At 48.6% G+C, this 19200-nt stretch carries 13 protein-coding genes, 5 tRNA genes and 1 rRNA gene; all 19 read right to left on the bottom strand.

Translation table 11 applies throughout. From position 1 onward, the window contains the following. Window positions 1-67: 67 nt before the first annotated feature. Window positions 68-4249 (bottom strand): DNA-directed RNA polymerase subunit beta', encoded by a 4182-nt coding sequence (gene rpoC / locus KJY73_RS00095; RefSeq protein WP_214339024.1) that lies wholly within the window; start codon window positions 4247-4249, stop codon window positions 68-70. Window positions 4250-4323: 74 nt separating this feature from the next. Continuing rightward, entirely contained in the window at window positions 4324-8352 is a 4029-nt protein-coding gene (rpoB, locus tag KJY73_RS00090) for a DNA-directed RNA polymerase subunit beta (protein WP_214343140.1), read from the bottom strand. A 282-nt stretch (window positions 8353-8634) separates the two neighbouring features. Next, window positions 8635-9000, bottom strand: a complete 366-nt coding sequence (gene rplL / locus KJY73_RS00085) for a 50S ribosomal protein L7/L12 (protein ID WP_206596319.1) — start codon at window positions 8998-9000, stop codon at window positions 8635-8637. A gap of 64 nt (window positions 9001-9064) precedes the next feature. After that, window positions 9065-9559 carry a 50S ribosomal protein L10 gene (gene rplJ / locus KJY73_RS00080; protein ID WP_206596320.1) on the bottom strand — a complete coding sequence of 165 codons (495 nt, stop codon included), beginning with the start codon at window positions 9557-9559 and terminating at the stop codon, window positions 9065-9067. 227 nt (window positions 9560-9786) lie between these two features. After that, a complete protein-coding gene (rplA, locus tag KJY73_RS00075; RefSeq protein WP_206596321.1) occupies window positions 9787-10482 on the bottom strand; it encodes a 50S ribosomal protein L1 in 696 nt (231 codons plus the stop codon). 4 nt (window positions 10483-10486) lie between these two features. Then, window positions 10487-10915 (bottom strand): 50S ribosomal protein L11, encoded by a 429-nt coding sequence (gene rplK, locus KJY73_RS00070; protein ID WP_206596322.1) that lies wholly within the window; start codon window positions 10913-10915, stop codon window positions 10487-10489. Window positions 10916-11115: 200 nt separating this feature from the next. Next, entirely contained in the window at window positions 11116-11652 is a 537-nt protein-coding gene (gene nusG / locus KJY73_RS00065; RefSeq protein WP_206596323.1) for a transcription termination/antitermination protein NusG, read from the bottom strand. 1 nt (window position 11653) lies between these two features. Beyond that, window positions 11654-12031, bottom strand: coding sequence for a preprotein translocase subunit SecE (gene secE / locus KJY73_RS00060; protein WP_206596324.1), 378 nt, complete (start codon window positions 12029-12031; stop codon window positions 11654-11656). 167 nt (window positions 12032-12198) lie between these two features. After that, window positions 12199-12275 (bottom strand) — tRNA-Trp (locus KJY73_RS00055). Window positions 12276-12558: 283 nt separating this feature from the next. Further along, window positions 12559-13743 (bottom strand): elongation factor Tu, encoded by a 1185-nt coding sequence (gene tuf, locus KJY73_RS00050; RefSeq protein ID WP_214339021.1) that lies wholly within the window; start codon window positions 13741-13743, stop codon window positions 12559-12561. A gap of 62 nt (window positions 13744-13805) precedes the next feature. Beyond that, window positions 13806-13881: transfer RNA gene (locus KJY73_RS00045), tRNA-Thr, on the bottom strand. Between the two features lie 7 nt (window positions 13882-13888). Further along, window positions 13889-13963 (bottom strand) — tRNA-Gly (locus KJY73_RS00040). 105 nt (window positions 13964-14068) lie between these two features. Continuing rightward, window positions 14069-14153 (bottom strand) — tRNA-Tyr (locus tag KJY73_RS00035). 9 nt (window positions 14154-14162) lie between these two features. Continuing rightward, window positions 14163-14238: transfer RNA gene (locus KJY73_RS00030), tRNA-Thr, on the bottom strand. A 136-nt stretch (window positions 14239-14374) separates the two neighbouring features. Further along, a complete protein-coding gene (locus KJY73_RS00025) occupies window positions 14375-15124 on the bottom strand; it encodes a type III pantothenate kinase (protein ID WP_214339019.1) in 750 nt (249 codons plus the stop codon). Further along, complete coding sequence (gene birA, locus KJY73_RS00020; protein WP_214339017.1) at window positions 15102-16082, bottom strand: bifunctional biotin--[acetyl-CoA-carboxylase] ligase/biotin operon repressor BirA; 981 nt, start codon at window positions 16080-16082, stop codon at window positions 15102-15104. The genes KJY73_RS00025 and birA overlap by 23 nt, the downstream gene beginning before the upstream one ends. Next, the gene (murB, locus tag KJY73_RS00015) at window positions 16079-17068 is read right to left on the bottom strand and encodes a UDP-N-acetylmuramate dehydrogenase (protein ID WP_206596326.1); all 990 of its coding nucleotides are present in this window, start codon (window positions 17066-17068) and stop codon (window positions 16079-16081) included. The genes birA and murB overlap by 4 nt, the downstream gene beginning before the upstream one ends. Window positions 17069-17166: 98 nt before the next feature. Further along, entirely contained in the window at window positions 17167-18678 is a 1512-nt protein-coding gene (locus tag KJY73_RS00010) for an acetyl-CoA hydrolase/transferase family protein (protein WP_214339008.1), read from the bottom strand. Between the two features lie 427 nt (window positions 18679-19105). Further along, window positions 19106-19200 (bottom strand): 5S ribosomal RNA (gene rrf, locus KJY73_RS00005); the annotation flags it as partial.

Raw genomic sequence — 19200 nt, 5'->3', positions numbered from 1 at the left:
GCGGAATTCTATAGACCAAAGATTAACCTGTCAACCCAAGCCGGACTTAGTCCGGCTTGGCTAACGCTTAGTCTTCGGACTCGTCGTTGCCGACTTCTGCATTCAACGCTTCAGACAATGCCTGTTCAGCTTGAGCTGCAGATACAGAAGGATCTTCCACAGTCAAGGACTCGACTCTTCTGCGCTGACGTTTCTGGTGGTAGGCAAAGCCGGTACCAGCAGGAATCAGTCGACCAACGATAACGTTTTCTTTCAGACCACGCAGATCGTCTTCCTTGCCTTGTACTGCCGCTTCGGTCAGTACGCGCGTTGTTTCCTGGAACGACGCAGCAGAAATAAACGATTCGGTAGACAGTGAGGCTTTAGTAATACCCAACAACTGCGTTTCGTACTGGGCAGGGAATTTACCCTGTTTTTCCAGCTGACGGTTGGCAATTTTCACATTGGATACTTCAACCTGTTCACCTTCCAGGAACAGGCTGTCGCCTGGGTGGGTGATCAAACACTTACGCAGCATCTGGCGAATAACCACTTCGATGTGCTTATCGTTGATCTTTACACCCTGCAGACGATAAACGTCCTGCACTTCGTTCACGATATAGTTAGAAACCGCACTGATACCGCGCAGGCGCAGGATATCGTGAGGTGACTCTGGACCGTCGGAGATAACTTCACCGCGCTCCACTCTTTCACCTTCAAACACGTTCAGCTGGCGCCACTTAGGAATCATTTCCTCATAGGCTTCACCTTGCTCAGGCACGATGACCAAACGCTTCTTGCCTTTGGTTTCCTTACCGAAGTTAATGGTACCGGAAACCTCGGCCAGGATAGCTGGCTCTTTCGGCTTACGCGCTTCGAACAAGTCAGCTACGCGTGGCAGACCACCCGTAATGTCGCGTGTCTTCGAGCTTTCCTGAGGAATGCGCGCCAGTACATCACCCGCTTTAGCCACAGAACCGTCAGCGGCTTCAATAGTGGTAAAGCTCGGCAGACGGATTTCCTGCAGGCCGGTTTCAGCACTTTCCAGAATCAGCTTAGGCTCTTTCGCATTGAACTTGGACAGGTCTTTAACCACGATACGAGTCAAACCGGTCAGTTCGTCCTGCTGCATCTCAGTGTTACTGTCGTCTACGTCAGCAAAACTGATCTTAGCCTGGCGCTCAGTAATGATTGGGTGTGAGTGTGGATCCCAGTTGGCAACAATGTCACCCGCTGCCACTTTTGCACCATCATCCACAGACAATACCGCACCGTAAGGCACTTTATAACGCTCTTTCTCACGACCTTGATCATCAATAATTGTGATCTCGGTGGAGCGAGAAACGATAACCACTTTGTCATCAGCGTTACGCACATACTTGGCGTTATGCAACTTCAGACTACCGGTAGTTTTCACTTGCACGCTGTTCTCGGCAGAGGCTCTTGAAGCCGCACCACCGATGTGGAACGTACGCATGGTTAACTGTGTACCTGGCTCACCGATTGACTGAGCAGCGATAACGCCCACAGCTTCACCGATACCGACCAAGTGACCACGGGCCAAATCACGGCCGTAACACTTGGCACACACACCAAAGTCATTCTCACAGGTAATTACAGAGCGAACGATAACCTGGTCAACAGAGTGAGACTCAAGCAAGTCTACCAATGCTTCGTCCAGCATCATGTTGCGCTCTACCAGTACCTCGGCAGTACCAGGGATCAGCACGTCTTCAGCGACAACACGACCCAGTACGCGCTCGCGCAATGGTTCTACTACGTCACCACCTTCGATCAACGGAGTCATCTTAACCCCTTCGAACGTGCCGCAGTCGTCATTGTTGATAACCAGATCCTGCGCAACGTCAACCAGACGACGGGTCAGGTAACCTGAGTTAGCTGTCTTCAAGGCCGTATCTGCAAGACCCTTACGTGCACCGTGGGTAGAGATAAAGTACTGAAGTACGTTTAGACCTTCACGGAAGTTTGCCGTAATTGGGGTTTCGATGATTGAGCCATCTGGCTTCGCCATCAGACCACGCATACCAGCCAACTGACGAATCTGAGCTGCACTACCCCGGGCACCGGAGTCCGCCATCATAAACACAGAGTTAAATGAGGGTTGCTGCTCTTCTTCACCGTCACGGTTAATAACAGTTTCAGTCTTCAGGTTGTCCATCATCGCCTTGGACACGCGCTCGTTAGCCGCAGACCAAATGTCGATAACCTTGTTGTAACGCTCACCGGCTGTTACCAAACCTGACTGGAACTGGTCCTGGATCTCGGCAACTTCCGCTTCGGCAGCATCGATAATCTGGGCTTTCTCATCAGGGATTACCATGTCGTCGATACCGATAGAGGCACCAGCGATCATCGCGTAATGGAAACCTGTGTACATGATTTGGTCAGCAGCAATAACGGTATGCTTCAGACCCAGCGTACGGTAACAGGCGTTCAACAGACGAGAAATCTGCTTCTTACCCATGGCTTGGTTGATCAGCTCAAACGGCAAACCCTGTGGCAGAATCAGAGACAAAATAGCACGGCCAACAGTAGTGTCGGTCAGTGTCACTTTCTCGGTTTTGTTACCTGCTTCGTCAACTTCAAATTCTTTGATTCGAACTTTCACGCGCGCGTGCAGCTCCGCAACTTCAGTGCGGTAGGCTTTCTCGGCTTCGTGAGCGTTCTTGAACACCATGCCTTCGCCTTTGCCATTCACACGGTCACGGGTCATGTAGTACAGACCCAGTACCACGTCCTGTGAAGGTACGATGATAGGTTCACCGTTGGCTGGCGACAGGATGTTGTTGGTAGACATCATCAGCGCACGAGCTTCCAACTGCGCTTCGATGGTCAGTGGTACGTGGACGGCCATTTGGTCACCGTCGAAGTCGGCGTTATAGGCCGCACACACCAAGGGGTGCAACTGAATCGCTTTACCTTCGATCAGGGTAGGTTCAAAGGCTTGAATACCCAAACGGTGCAAAGTCGGTGCACGGTTCAATAAGACAGGGTGCTCACGGATAACTTCGTCAAGTACGTCCCAAACCTCTGGCGCTTCGCGCTCAACCATCTTCTTGGCAGCTTTAATAGTCGTAGCCAGGCCGCGACCTTCCAGCTTGCCGTAGATGAAAGGTTTGAATAGTTCCAGTGCCATTTTCTTAGGCAGACCGCACTGATGCAGGCGCAGAGTTGGACCTACGGTAATAACTGAACGGCCAGAGTAGTCAACACGCTTACCCAACAGGTTCTGACGGAAACGACCTTGCTTACCTTTAATCATGTCGGCAAGAGATTTCAGAGGACGCTTATTGGAACCTGTGATAGCACGACCACGACGACCGTTGTCAAGCAACGCGTCCACGGCTTCCTGCAACATACGCTTTTCGTTACGTACGATGATATCAGGCGCAGCCAGATCCAGCAGGCGCTTCAGACGGTTGTTACGGTTGATCACGCGGCGATACAAATCGTTCAGATCAGAGGTCGCAAAACGGCCGCCATCCAGTGGTACCAAAGGACGCAGGTCCGGTGGCAGCACAGGCAGAACAGTCAGGATCATCCACTCTGGGCGGTTACCAGAAGCCTGGAAAGACTCCAGCAATTTCAGACGCTTAGTGATCTTTTTCTTCTTGGTTTCAGAGTTGATGCTTGGCAACTCTTCACGCATGGAAGCAACATCGCCGTCAACGTTCAGTGCTTTAAGCAGATCGAATACCGCTTCGGCACCCATCTTGGCTTCAAACTCGTCGCCGTGCTCTTCCAACGCATCCAGGTATTCTTCTTCGGTCAGAAGCTGTGAACGCTCCAGCGTTGTCATACCGGGTTCAGTCACCACATAGCTTTCGAAGTAAAGTACGCGCTCGATATCACGCAAGGTCATATCCAGCATCAAACCAATACGGGACGGCAGTGATTTGAGGAACCAAATATGCGCAACCGGGCTGGCCAGTTCAATGTGCCCCATACGCTCACGACGTACTTTGGTCAGGGTAACTTCAACGCCACACTTCTCACAGATTACACCGCGATGCTTAAGGCGCTTGTACTTACCACACAAGCACTCATAGTCTTTAACCGGACCAAAGATACGCGCACAAAACAAGCCATCACGCTCTGGCTTGAAAGTACGATAGTTGATGGTCTCTGGCTTCTTCACTTCGCCATAAGACCAAGAACGGATCATGTCCGGTGAAGCCAGACCGATTCGGATATTGTCGAACTCTTCGGTCTTATTCTGCTGCTTCAGAAACTTCAATAAATCTTTCACGATTTTCTCCCTGCGGAGTCATTAACCTTGGGGAGCCATCGGGCTCCCCACATGCCCTAAATACCCTGGTCGGATTAATTCTCTTCCAACTCGATGTTGATACCCAGAGAGCGAATTTCCTTCAGTAATACGTTGAAGGATTCCGGCATTCCAGGTTCCATACGATGGTCGCCGTCCACAATGTTCTTATACATTTTGGTACGACCATTCACATCGTCGGACTTGACCGTCAGCATTTCTTGCAGAGTGTAAGCGGCACCGTATGCTTCCAATGCCCACACTTCCATCTCCCCGAAACGCTGGCCACCGAACTGTGCCTTACCACCCAGCGGCTGCTGAGTAACCAGGCTGTAAGAACCGGTGGAACGGGCATGCATCTTGTCGTCAACCAAGTGGTTCAGTTTCAGCATATACATGTAGCCGACCGTTACCTTACGCTCGAAGGCGCGACCGGTACGACCGTCATACAGTCTGATCTGACCATCTTCAGGGATGTCAGCCAGCTTCAGCATCTGCTTAATTTCTGCTTCATTGGCACCGTCGAACACAGGCGTAGCAATAGGTAGACCTTTACGCAGGTTACCAGCCAAACGCTCGATTTCATCGTCGCTGAAGCTGTCGATATCCACTTTCTGATGAGACTCACCCAGATCGTAGACTTCTTTGATAAAGCTACGCAGCTTGGCTTTTTCCTGCTCTTCTTTGATCATGCGGTCGATCTTGGCACCAATGCCGTGTGCTGCCATACCCAAGTGGGTTTCCAGAACCTGACCGATGTTCATACGAGAAGGTACGCCCAATGGGTTCAACACGATATCAACAGGTTGACCGTGCTCATCATAAGGCATGTCTTCAACAGGCATAATGGTCGAGATAACACCCTTGTTACCATGACGACCAGCCATCTTGTCACCAGGCTGGATCATGCGTTTAACCGCTAAGTAAACCTTAACAATTTTCAGCACGCCAGGGGCCAGATCATCACCCTGAGTAATCTTACGACGCTTAACTTCAAACTTCTTATCGAAGTCATCTTTGATCTCACCATACTGCTCAGCAATCTGGTCCAGACCGTTTTGCGCGTCTTCATCCTTCAGAGTCAAATCAAACCATTTCTCACGTGGCAGGCTGTCCAGCTTGCTGTCAGCAACACCGCTGTTGATCAGCAGGTTACGTGCACGAGAGAAAATACCATCGGCTAGGATGTTGAATTCGTCAGACAAGTCTTTCTTAACCTGACGTAACTGCATGTCTTCGATTTCGATGGCACGTTTGTCTTTTTCTACGCCGTCACGGGTAAAGACTTGTACGTCAATAACGGTACCATGCACGCTGTTAGGTACACGCAAGGAGGTGTCCTTAACATCAGAGGCTTTCTCACCGAAGATAGCGCGTAACAGTTTTTCCTCTGGCGTCAGCTGGGTTTCACCTTTAGGTGTTACTTTACCCACCAGAATATCGCCGCCTTTTACTTCAGCACCGATATAAACAACACCAGATTCATCCAGTTTGCCCAGGGCAGACTCACCGACGTTAGGGATATCGGCAGTAATTTCCTCCGGCCCCAACTTGGTGTCACGAGCAATACAGCTCAGTTCCTGAATGTGGATAGTGGTGAAGCGATCTTCCTGAACCACGCGCTCAGATAACAAAATCGAGTCTTCGAAGTTGTAACCATTCCAAGGCATGAAGGCGATACGCATATTCTGACCCAGCGCCAATTCACCCAAATCAGTAGACGGGCCGTCTGCCAGAACATCACCGGCAACAATTGGCTCACCAACCTTACAGGTGGGCTTCTGGTTAATACAAGTGTTCTGGTTAGAACGCGTGTACTTAGTCAGGTTATAAATGTCGATACCCGCTTCGCCGGCAAAGGTCTCTTCTTCATTAACCTTGATAACGATACGGCTGGCATCAACGTAATCCACCACACCACCGCGCTTGGCAACCACAGTTACACCTGAGTCAACAGCGATGGTTTTCTCCATGCCGGTACCGACCAGTGGCTTTTCAGCGCGCAGGGTAGGAACGGCCTGACGTTGCATGTTCGCGCCCATCAAGGCACGGTTAGCATCGTCGTGCTCCAGGAACGGAATGATGCTGGCAGCAACAGATACGATCTGTTGAGGAGAAACGTCCATATACTTAACATCGGCCGCCGGCATCAGGGTGAATTCACCACGGAAACGGCAAGATACCAATTCGTCTGCCAGGTGACCTTCGTCATCCAACTCGGCATTCGCCTGAGCGATAGCATGCTGACCTTCTTCGATAGCAGACAGGTATTCTATTTCGTCAGTGACGATACCGTCGACAATCTTACGATAAGGCGTTTCCAGGAAACCAAAATCGTTGGTACGCGCATAGGTTGACAAAGAGTTGATCAAACCGATGTTTGGACCTTCAGGTGTTTCGATGGGACAAACACGACCATAATGGGTAACGTGTACGTCACGTACTTCGAAGCCTGCGCGTTCACGGGTCAGACCGCCTGGGCCCAAAGCAGAAATACGACGTTTGTGCGTTACTTCTGACAGCGGGTTGTTCTGATCCATAAACTGAGACAACTGAGATGAACCGAAGAACTCTTTCACCGCGGCAGAAATCGGCTTGGCGTTGATCAGATCCTGCGGCATCACGTTGTCCAGGTCACCCAGGCTCAAACGCTCTTTCACTGCACGTTCAACACGAACCAGACCTACACGGAACTGGTTTTCGGCCATTTCACCAACGCTACGAATACGACGGTTACCCAAGTGGTCGATATCATCGACCTCGTCTTTACCGTCACGGATAGCAATTAATTGCTTCATCACCGCAACGATGTCAGCTTTATCCAGAGTACCTTCACCGGTCAGCTCTTCACGACCTAAGCGGCGGTTGAACTTCATACGACCAACAGAAGACAAATCGTATCGGTCGTCAGAGAAGAACAGGTTATCAAACAAGGTCTCGGCCGCATCTTTTGTCGGCGGCTCACCAGGACGCATCATACGATAGATTTCTACCAGCGCTTCCAGTCGGTTGCTGCTTGAATCGATGCGAATGGTATCGGAGATGTATGAACCGTGGTCCAGCTCGTTGATGTACAGTGTCTCGAAGCTTTCGAATCCGGCTTTTTTGAGCGCCAGCAAGCTTTCCAGCGTTAACTCTTCGTTAGCGCCGACAACCAGCTCACCTGTTGCTTCGTTAACATAGTTACGTGCAACCACTTTACCAACCAGATATTGAGGCGGAACTTCCAACTCAGTGATGTTGGCTTTTTCCAACTGGCGAGTATGGCGAGCAGAAATACGACGTCCGGATTCAACCAGCACGTTGCCTTCTTTATCCATAATGTCGAACTGTGCCACTTCACCACGCAAGCGGTCTGGCACAACGTCCATCATCAGGCGATCTGCAGCAATGCGAACTTGGTTCTTTTCAAAGAACAGACCCAGGATCTCTTCCGTACCCATATCCAATGCACGCAGGATAATGGTCGCAGGTAATTTGCGACGACGGTCGATACGGACAAACAGGTTGTCCTTAGGATCGAATTCAAAGTCCAGCCAAGAGCCACGGTAAGGAATAACGCGCGCGTTATACAATACCTTACCGGAAGAGTGGGTCTTACCTTTGTCGTGATCAAAGAACACGCCAGGTGAGCGATGCAGCTGAGAAACGATAACACGCTCGGTACCGTTAATAACAAAAGTACCGTTTTCAGTCATGAGCGGTATTTCGCCCATATAGACTTCTTGTTCTTTAATATCTTTTACTGTGCCAGGCGCTGCTTCTCTATCGAACAACACCAGACGCAACTTGACCCGCAGAGGTGCCGAGTATGTTACACCGCGAATTTGACATTCTTTGACGTCAAAAACCGGTTCACCTAAACGGTAGCTCACATACTGTAATTCAGAGTTACCTGAATAACTTTTGATTGGAAATACTGAACGGAATGCTGCTTCCAAACCGTATTGGCCTTCGGCATCAATCTCGATGAATTTCTTGAAAGAATCTAGTTGGATTGACAGAAGATAAGGTATTTCCAATACCTGCGGGCGTTTGCCAAAATTCTTACGAATACGTTTCTTTTCGCTATAAGAGTAAACCATGGGTTCCTCAGCCTGCTGATTTTTGACCCAACTTGCCTTTACTGCACTCACATGAAAATGAGCAATAGACAAACTTCCAGCACCGTTTCGAGGATGAACACCGTATCAATCAACATGCTGTTAAAACAGCAAATTAATGGGATGCCAATGAACAATCCTGTGCGCAATAAATAGACAGTCAAGAAACGGTGTAAGTGACTATCCTACAGCGCAAAAAGGCTGGTGATCAAATGATCACCAGCCTTTGCCTGAAATCAGGCAAATAATCTGTCCACAGACAGATTATTTAACCTCAACTTTAGCACCAGCTTCTTCAAGCTCTTTCTTCAGTGCTTCAGCTTCTTCTTTGCTCACGCCTTCTTTGATGGCTTTAGGAGCAGCTTCTACCATGTCTTTGGCTTCTTTCAGACCCAGACCGGTTGCACCACGTACGGCTTTGATAACAGCAACTTTGTTGCCACCAATTTCAGCCAGAATTACGTCGAACTCAGTCTTCTCTTCAACAGCAGCAGCAGGACCAGCAGCAACAGCTACGGCAGCGGCAGCAGATACGCCGAATTTTTCTTCCATGGCAGCTACCAGCTCAACAACGTCCATTACAGACATTTCAGCGATAGCGTCGATGATTTGCTCTTTAGTCACTGACATTTCTCAGATTCCTAAATTAAGGGGAAAATTCCCGATTAAACTCTTAATCAAGCCGCTAATAAAATTAGGCAGCTTGCTCTTGTTTCTGGTCGCGAACCGCAGCAATTGTGCGAACAAGTTTGCCAGCTGCAGCTTCCTTCATGGTGCTCATCAAACGTGCAATTGCTTCGTCGTATGTTGGCAACGTGGCAAGCAGTTCGAAGTCAACGGTTTCGCCATTGAAAGCCGCACCTTTCAGTTCGAACTGTTTATTGTCTTTGGCGAAATCTTTAAAGATACGCGCCGCAGCACCTGGGTGCTCTTTAGAAAAGGCAATAACAGTCGGACCTACGAATACATCTTTCAGACACTCGAATTCAGTGCCATCTACTGCACGGCGTGCCAAAGTGTTACGGACAACTTTCATCCATACACCGGCTTCACGAGCTTGCTTACGCAAAGCTGTGATTTTGCCTACAGTGACACCACGAGCGTCTGCGACTACCGCAGATAAAGCACCTTTGGCAGCTTCATTGACTTCAGCAACAATTGCTTTTTTGTCTTCAAGCTTAATAGCCATTGGCTCTTAACTCCTGGTTCATCCAGACTTACGTCTGGTTTCCTACACATAGTTGGCGGATGCCAACTCGCGATTTACGGTGAAAAACCAGAGAATCTAAGTTCTTCTGGGGTCTTCACCGTCTGCGCAGGCTGTTAGATTAAGCGTCCCCGGAAACCCGAGTTCGCGCCTGCGGTCTTGGACGGAAGCCTCGTTGAGGCTCCAACCCATAACCTTCAACTATCGAATTAACCAGCCAGACTGGTTTGGTCGATAGCCACGCCTGCGCCCATAGTGGTGCTCAGGCTAACTTTCTTCACATAGGTACCCTTGGCAGTAGAAGGCTTAGCCTTCTTCAGGGCATCTAGCAGAGACTCAAGGTTCTCTTTGATTTGGTTGGCTTCGAAGCCAATCTTACCAATACTGGCGTGAATGATACCGTTCTTATCGTTACGATAACGAACCTGACCAGCTTTAGCGTTCTTAACCGCAGTTACTACGTCAGGAGTCACAGTACCAGTCTTAGGGTTAGGCATCAGGCCGCGAGGACCCAAGATCTGACCTAAAGTACCTACAACGCGCATTGCATCTGGAGAGGCGATAACAACATCGAAAGGCATCTCGCCTTTCTTAACTTGCTCAGCCAGGTCGTCCATACCAACGATGTCTGCACCAGCAGCTTTAGCTGCTTCGGCGTTTGCGCCCTGAGTAAATACTGCTACGCGCACGTCTTTACCAGTACCGTGAGGCAGTACAGTAGCACCACGTACGTTCTGATCAGATTTACGCGGGTCAACACCCAAGTTGATTGCTACGTCAACGCTTTCTGCAAACTTGGCAGTGGCCAGTTCCTTCAGAAGAGCAACGGCATCGTTGATTTCATATTCTTTAGTTGCGTCAACTTTTTCTTTGATGACGCGCATGCGTTTAGTCAATTTAGCCATTTGATTAGCCCTCTACTACCAGACCCATACTACGCGCAGAACCTGCGATAGTACGTACAGCTGCTTCCAAATCACCGGCCGTCAGATCAGGCTCTTTAGTTTTGGCGATTTCTTCCAGTTGAGCACGGGTAACCTTGCCAACTTTATCTGTATTAGGACGGGCAGAACCACTCTTCAGACCAGCCGCTTTCTTCAGCAAATAAGATGCTGGAGGAGTCTTAGTCTCAAAAGTAAATGAACGGTCTTCATAAACAGTAATCACAACAGGGGTAGGAGCACCCTTGTCCAGGCTTTCTGTTCTGGCGTTGAACGCTTTACAGAATTCCATGATGTTTACACCATGTTGACCCAGTGCAGGACCAACTGGTGGGCTGGGGTTTGCAGCACCCGCAGCGACCTGAAGCTTAATCAAGCCTTTAACTTTCTTTGCCATGTTTTTAACCTCTAAAGTGGGTATAACGCCTCGTAAGCATTGAGGATGCTTACTCAAACGGCTCCCCGTTCAATAAAAAGGGCTGCGGATTATATTTTAATCTACAGCCCGGTTCAAGCCGAAACTTGCAAATTGCGCAATTTTCAGCTTGGGGAATGAATATTCAGTTGATGGGCTCACCCATCAAGAGAAAAACCGGATTAGCCTTTTTCTACTTGACCGAATTCCAGTTCAACCGGTGTAGAACGACCGAAGATCAATACAGACACTTTCAGGCGGCTCTTTTCGTAATCGACCTCTTCAACTACACCATTGAAGTCTGCGAAAGGACCGTCGTTTACGCGGACCACTTCACCGGGTTCGAACAACGTCTTAGGCTTAGGTTTATCAACAGATTCCTGCAGACGGTTAAGAATGGCGTCCGCTTCACGCTTGCTGATAGGCGCGGGGCGATCTGAAGTGCCGCCGATAAAACCTAATACGCGGGGGACACTTTTTACCAAGTGCCAAGAGTCTTCGTTCATTTCCATTTCGACCAATACATAGCCGGGGAAAAACTTACGCTCGCTCTTACGCTTTTGACCAGCACGCATTTCAACGACTTCTTCAGTCGGAACCAGGATCTCGCCAAAGTAATCTTCCATACTATGGATTTTGATATGTTCTTTCAGAGACTGCTTTACTCGGCCTTCAAAACCGGAGAAAGCTTGTACTACATACCATTTTTTATCGGCCATCTTAGACTCCCAATCCGGTTACCAGTGAAACCAAACGTACCAGAATGCCATCAAGGCCCCACAGTACCAATGCCACAATCACAGTAGCAACCAGCACGATCATTGTTGTCTGCGTCGCTTCCTGACGAGTTGGCCAGACAACCTTACGCACTTCCATGCGAGATTCTTTAGCGAAAGTCATAAAACGCTCGCCCTTATCTGTCTTCGCAGCAATAAAGCCAGCGATAACAACCAAGGCGATGATGGAAACTGCACGGATCAGCACAGACAGTTCTTCATAGACATAATTACCTGCAATAGCTGCAGCCAAAAGGCCTATAACGAGTACCCATTTGATCGAATCCATTGCACCGGATGTATTTTCTGTATTGACGCTCATGCAATTTACCTATTACTGCGATTAGCTGTTTTGTACAGCAAGTACAAAACCTTCGTTTACGCCCTGCGCTTTTTGCAGGCCGTCTGGCTACATATATGCACAACTCTTGAACTTTCAAGTGCCAGCATGTACTGGCTTCCCGCGCCACAACACGGGGACAATATATATGGCAGGGGTGGAGGGACTCGAACCCCCAACCATCGGTTTTGGAGACCGCTGTTCTACCAATTGGAACTACACCCCTATATCCCACTTACGCAGCGTATCTTTCTAATCAGAGGGAGATATTAAGCAAGCATAAGGAGGGTGCGGTATTATACCTGTTGATGCTCGTTATACAAGCTTCCCGAGTTCCATCTCCCCACAGGACATAGCCGTCAGGATTCATCCCTTGCCAGGGAACAAATAAGGGCAGCATAAATCATGGAATATTAAGCCGTACTCCAGAATTATTTGAGATGCTTATTAAAAGTACGCAATAAAAAAGGCTCCCTAGGGAGCCTTTTCAATCACTTAAGCAATTAAAATCACTCAAGGATCTTAGATACTACGCCTGCACCTACGGTACGGCCACCTTCACGGATAGCGAAGCGCAAGCCTTCGTCCATCGCGATTGGGCAAATCAGGTCTACAACAAACTTCAGGTTGTCGCCTGGCATTACCATCTCTACACCTTCTGGCAACTGTACTGAACCAGTTACGTCAGTGGTACGGAAGTAGAACTGTGGACGGTAGCCTTTGAAGAATGGCGTGTGACGGCCACCTTCTTCTTTGCTCAGTACGTATACTTCTGCTTCGAACTTGGTGTGTGGCTTGATTGAACCAGGCTTACACAGTACTTGACCACGCTCTACGTCGTCACGCTTAGTACCACGCAGCAGCGCACCGATGTTCTCACCTGCACGACCTTCGTCAAGCAGCTTACGGAACATCTCTACACCCGTTACTGTAGTAGTAGTGGTAGGGTTGATACCTACGATTTCTACTGAGTCACCTGTGTTTACAATACCACGCTCTACACGGCCTGTTACTACAGTACCACGACCAGAGATAGAGAATACGTCTTCGATTGGCAGCAGGAACGGCTTATCGATGTCACGCTCTGGCTCTGGGATGTAAGTGTCCAGGGCTTCGCCCAGCTCTACAATCTTCTTCTCCCACTCTGCGTCGCCTTCCAGCGCCTTCAGAGCTGAACCACGGATTACCGGCAGGTCATCACCTGGGAAGTCATACGCTGACAACAGCTCACGTACTTCCATTTCTACCAGTTCCAGCAGCTCTTCATCGTCTACCATGTCACATTTGTTCATGAATACGATGATGTAAGGTACGCCTACCTGACGACCTAACAGGATGTGCTCACGCGTCTGTGGCATTGGACCATCAGTCGCCGCTACTACCAGAATCGCACCGTCCATCTGCGCTGCACCGGTGATCATGTTCTTAACATAGTCAGCGTGTCCAGGACAGTCTACGTGTGCGTAGTGACGGCTAGGAGTATCGTATTCTACGTGTGACGTAGAGATAGTGATACCGCGGGCCTTTTCTTCTGGCGCGTTGTCGATTTGGTCGAATGCTTTCGCAGAACCACCGTAGGTCTTCGCCAATACAGTAGTGATTGCTGCTGTCAGTGTAGTTTTACCGTGGTCAACGTGGCCGATAGTACCTACGTTCACGTGCGGTTTCGTACGTTCAAACTTTTCTTTTGCCATGATTCCCCCAGCTTAGGTTGGCTGCTACTTTGGTTAAACGCAGAATGAGCTGGGGAGAGAAGTGGTGCTGATAGGCAGATTCGAACTGCCGACCTCACCCTTACCAAGGGTGCGCTCTACCGACTGAGCTATATCAGCACTTTATTGGAGCGGGCAGCGGGAATCGAACCCGCATCATCAGCTTGGAAGGCTGAGGTAATAGCCATTATACGATGCCCGCGATCCTGATCTCTTGAGGCCACCTCATCCCAAGAATTTTTGGGCTTTGCCTGGATACATCGCCTTGCTTGCCCGGCACTCGCTAATATAGCCAATGCCTTTAAAGTGGTGGAGGGGGCTGGATTCGAACCAGCGAAGGCTGAGCCGTCAGATTTACAGTCTGATCCCTTTGGCCGCTCGGGAACCCCTCCGAATTTTGATGGTGCCGGCTGCCGGAATCGAACTGGCGACCTACTGATTACAAGTCAGTTGCTCTACCAACTGAGCTAAGCCGGCACTGCATCAAGTGGGGCGCATTCTAGAGGAAGCTTTTGGAGGACGCAACAGGTAATTTGCAAAAAAATGCCATTTACGCACCGCTTGCTCACAATATCGCCACCAATGCTTATATTTGCTGCATTTTGGTGATTGTTCAGCCACATTTCAGCGCAATTTGCTCGGCATATTCTTGCATGCCAAGGAACACCAAAGCGCTTTCATGACGGACTCTTTTATCGGTAAGCTGCTCAATTCTGACAAAATCACCACCACACACGAAAATAACCGGGTTATCACCCAAATCTTCAGCTTGTTGGATTGCCATTGTAAGAATACCCGCCGCCGCGGCTGCACAACCGCTATCAACGGCTTTTTGAGTATTCTTACCGGCCTTAAGGTCCAGTGATCGGCCTAACTGCCCCTTTACCTTATCAGTTCCTTTAAATAAGGAGCTGTAGAGTAGCTGGATACCAGGTGCAATCCAGCCTCCAATATAGTTTCGTTGCTCGTCTACAAACTCAACATTAATGGCCGTGCCAAAGTCCGCGATCACAAAAGGGCCATCGGTTAATGTTGATGCGCCAATGACGGCCAACCATCTATCACAGCCCATTTGTTGAATGTTCTCATAAAGGTTTTCTATGCCAAGGAAAGAGCGTTTCACCTCTACCTCAAAACAAGGCACATTTAAAGTGCGGCATCGCTCTTGCAGCTCGTTCACCCAATCCCGCTGACCTACCGACGCTATCAATATTGCGTCGACCTGAGCCAATATACTGCTAAGTTGACAATGAGATTCGATAACCCCCAACATTGTCATAGCACCTGCCGAGTAGCTAGCCGCTTTTATACAACTATTACCGGCGTCAATGAAAAGCCAATTAACGCGAGAGACTTCTGACACTCACTTCTCCCCCATAAAATGCCCGGGTTCCAGTGGCGAGCTTTACCAATAATGCGCCATCTTGATTAACCCCGAGACAGACTCCTTCAAATTCATTGGTACCACATATCATCCGGACGGGCTTATCCTTAAAGAGATTCAACTCCTGCCATCGAGGTAAAAAACTCGAAATTCCTTCAGCTTCAAATCTATGCAAATGCTGTTGAAGTAAGTCCAGCACCAGAGCAGCCAAATGATTTCTATCAATGGCATGGTCAAGCGAATGAGTTAGATCTGTGTAAGGCTGGTCAATCTCTTCGTGCACCGACTCAGGCAACTGCACATTCAAGCCAATGCCAATAATGCAGTGACTCTGATCATTGATCTGCCCCTCCACCTCAACCAAGATACCGCCCAACTTCTTATCTTCCAGGTAAATATCGTTAGGCCATTTAAGTTGCAACCCTTCAATGCCCAACTTACCCAAAGCCTCAACGACGGCTACACCTATGACCAAACTCAGCCCGCCGATGGCCTGATAGCCACCAATGAATGACCAATACATAGACAAATAGAGACTCGCTCCAAAGGGGGACAGCCACTTTCGCCCCTGACGGCCTCGTCCGGCAGTTTGTGCTTCAGCCAAACAGGCCGCCCCATTTTGATGGAGATCAGTATTCAATTTTAAATAGCTATTGGTTGAGTCTATAACGGACAACACTCGCAATGGTGATTGAGAACCCTCACGTAACGCAGAGATTAAATTTATGTCGAGAAGTTTGAGTCTATTGGAAAGACGATAGCCCTTTCCTGTGACACTGAAGATCTCTAATCCAAGGGATTCAAGACCTTTAATATGCTTACTGATGGCGGCCCGAGAAATACCAAGCAAAGCGCCAAGGTCTTCACCGGAGTGAAACTGTCCATCCGCCAACTGAGCCAGTATTTTGTGGCGTTTATCATCACTATGCGCGGTCACAATCTGACAAGTCCTTCAGCACCTAGCAGCCTTACTTCATTTTCCAAAGTAATGGAAAAACGCCCCAGCACTTCATCACGAATACGTCGGGCTAAGCTAAGCAGCTCCTCCCCTGTCCCTCCGCCCTGATTAACCAGCACTAAGGGTTGATTAGCATGACAAGCAACTCCCCCGACATGTTTACCTTTAAAGCCTAACTTATCAATAAGCCATGCCGCGGGAATCTTGGTATTAGATTCGTCAACAGGAAAACCAGGAATATCCTCCCAGCTGTCCTTTAATAAAAGATAATGTTGATGGCTAATAACAGGGTTTTTAAAGAAGCTTCCTGCGTTACCCAACTTTGCAGGATCAGGTAACTTTTGTTGACGTACTTCCACGACCTTATTGAATACTTGCTGCGGTGTAGGAGCCGTCCCAAGGGACTTCAGTTCACCATACTCAGCCTGCACTTTGGCTTCTTTAGGGAAACGGAAAACGACTTGGGTAATTAGCCAAGAGGCCATGTCAGGCTGCTTGAACACACTGTCACGGTAACCAAACAGACACTGCTCACGGTCAAGCCAACGCATTTCACCAGTTCGGATATCCACGCATTCAACCTGATGGCAAAAGTCAGCTAACTCTCGACCATAAGCGCCTATGTTCTGAATTGGCGCGGCCCCTACTGTGCCAGGTATCAAGGCGAGATTTTCAGCACCATGAATTCCAGCTTCCAGTAAGCTAACCACCAATTTGTGCCAGTTCTCTCCGGCACCTACCGTTACCTCGTGGAAACTAGCGCGTTCTTTTACCTCAACACCGGTTAATCTGACTTGAACAACACAGCCTTGATAGTCTTCAAGGAAAACCGTATTACTGCCTTCGCCGAGGATGAAGTATTGCTCAGCGTCAAAAGCTCTTAGTTGAGAGATATCGTCAACGACCAACAAGTTGCGAGCCTGTGCATGCAAGCCAAAGGTATGTAAGGGGGTTAAATCAACCAAAGCAACCGTCTTTATTCATTCTGATAATCGGTTTGCTAGTTTAAGTAACCCCTACCTTTAGGTCGAGCCTGGTGTTCAAATATTCTCAATCTCTTGCGTTACATCCTGCCATGCTGTTCAAAATTTACATGCCAGCTAAAGGCCTCTTCGAGTAAATGAGGTGTATGCATACCACGACCACTTGCACAGGCCCTCTCATAGTAATCCATTAATCTGTCCTTAAATTCCGGGTGTGCACAGTTTTCTATAATGCACTTAGCACGCTGTTTAGGCGCCAATCCGCGCAGATCAGCCAGGCCCCGCTCTGTTACTATGATCTTGACGTCATGCTCGGTGTGGTCGACATGAGAGACCATAGGGACAATAGACGAAATAGCACCTTGCTTAGCGGTGGAAGGTGTCATAAAGATAGAAAGATAACCATTTCTGGCAAAGTCTCCTGACCCACCGATGCCATTCATCATGCGGGTTCCCATGATATGGGTGGAGTTAACATTGCCGTAGATATCTGCCTCGATCAGACCATTCATAGCAATTACCCCCAACCTTCTCGCCAGCTCTGGGTGGTTACTGATATCCTGCTGTCGCAAGATAATCTTATCTTTATAGAAATCGATATTGTTATTGAATTCATCTAGTGCATCCGGACTCAAGGAAAACGCAGTAGCCGAAGCAACTTTCAATGTGCCTGATTTAAGCATTTTCAACATGCCATCCTGGATCACTTCTGTAAATGCACTTAGGTTTTTATAAGGGCCATTATTAAGCCCTTCTAACACCGCATTAGCGATATTTCCCACACCGGATTGAATGGGCAACAGTTGTGCAGGCAAACGCCCTTTTTTCACTTCATGAGCGAAGAAATCAAGGATGTGATCAGCGATAAGTGCGGATGTCTCATCAGGAGGAGTAAAAGCTGAGTTACGGTCAGACGACGAAGTCTCTACAACGGCAATGACCTTATCCAAAGGGCAATGTAAATAACGCTCCCCGATACGGTCACTAGGCTCTGTTAGTAAAATAGGCTTGCGATTCGGGGGCAGAGCAGTACCGTAGTAAACATCGTGCATACCTTCCATCTTAAGACTTTGCTTGTCATTCACTTCTAAAATGACTTTGTCAGCTTGCTCAATCCAGGTTTTATTATTGCCAATCGAAGACGACGGTATTAGACGTCCGTCTTCCAGCACAGCTGCAACTTCTATTACCGCTACGTCAAGCTTGCCCAGAAAACCCGACCAAGCATATTGAGAAACTTCGGATAGGTGAATATCCAGATATTGCATCTGCCCCTCATTAATCTGCTTCCTACATACAGCATCGGATTGGAAAGGCAAACGCATGTTGATCCCATCAACTTCAGCTAATGCACCGTCTAGCTCTGGTGCCGTAGAGGCTCCCGTCCAGATATTTACCCGCATCGGCGAACCAGCGTCTCTTAACCTTCTAATACGTTCGGCTAACGCTTTAGGCACTGCCTTAGGGTAACCTGCCCCGGTAAATCCACTCATACCAATGGTTGCTCCGGGGGGGATAAGCTCAGCCGCTTGCTCAGCTGACATGATTCTTTGACTAAGTTGGGAGTTTAAGATTCTGGATGTACCTGACATCTGCCATTACCTCTGTGAATACATTTACGTTCAGGCTTGGAGCAGTGTTACTTCCGCCCATGGCCTAATATACCCACATTCTAGTTTGGCCAATGCCATATTTGTATATGACGTTAGTTCAATATTTCCCTTTAAATTCAATAACTTTGTTACTTTTTTGATATTTTTCAGGTGAATTGAAATCTTAAGCAGCGCAATTTTGCAACACTAAACACAGCAGATTTACAAGACTAAGGGTTTTGCTAGAAGGAGTAAAAACTGGCAGCCAGAAGATCTAAGCCATTTATTGGATAAACTCAGGGTTAAGTCCAGGGACTTTCATTAAAGGTTGTGAGAGTGGCAATCAACGTGAACTGCGTTGATTGAAGGTAAATCGCGCACAATAAAAAAGGGCCATCCAATCGGATAGCCCTTCTTCGTATTGGGAGCCTGGCGGTGTGCTACTCTCACATGGGGAGACCCCACACTACCATCGCCGCTGTTACGTTTCACTTCTGAGTTCGGAATGGAGTCAGGTGGTTC

Source organism: Bowmanella yangjiangensis, assembly GCF_018531185.1.
In the GTDB taxonomy this organism is placed as follows: Bacteria; Pseudomonadota; Gammaproteobacteria; order Enterobacterales; family Alteromonadaceae; genus Bowmanella; species Bowmanella yangjiangensis.
This window is presented reverse-complemented; position numbering and strand designations above follow the sequence as displayed.

Excerpts from the sequence above, each read along its gene's own strand:
- secE (WP_206596324.1), bottom strand. The coding sequence starts at position 12,031 with ATGAGCGTCAATACAGAAAATACATCCGGTGCAATGGATTCGATCAAA.
- rplJ (WP_206596320.1), bottom strand. The coding sequence starts at position 9,559 with ATGGCTATTAAGCTTGAAGACAAAAAAGCAATTGTTGCTGAAGTCAAT.
- rplK (WP_206596322.1), bottom strand. The coding sequence starts at position 10,915 with ATGGCAAAGAAAGTTAAAGGCTTGATTAAGCTTCAGGTCGCTGCGGGT.
- rpoB (WP_214343140.1), bottom strand. The coding sequence starts at position 8,352 with ATGGTTTACTCTTATAGCGAAAAGAAACGTATTCGTAAGAATTTTGGC.
- rplL (WP_206596319.1), bottom strand. The coding sequence starts at position 9,000 with ATGTCAGTGACTAAAGAGCAAATCATCGACGCTATCGCTGAAATGTCT.
- tuf (WP_214339021.1), bottom strand. The coding sequence starts at position 13,743 with ATGGCAAAAGAAAAGTTTGAACGTACGAAACCGCACGTGAACGTAGGT.
- nusG (WP_206596323.1), bottom strand. The coding sequence starts at position 11,652 with ATGGCCGATAAAAAATGGTATGTAGTACAAGCTTTCTCCGGTTTTGAA.
- KJY73_RS00010 (WP_214339008.1), bottom strand. The coding sequence starts at position 18,678 with ATGTCAGGTACATCCAGAATCTTAAACTCCCAACTTAGTCAAAGAATC.
- rplA (WP_206596321.1), bottom strand. The coding sequence starts at position 10,482 with ATGGCTAAATTGACTAAACGCATGCGCGTCATCAAAGAAAAAGTTGAC.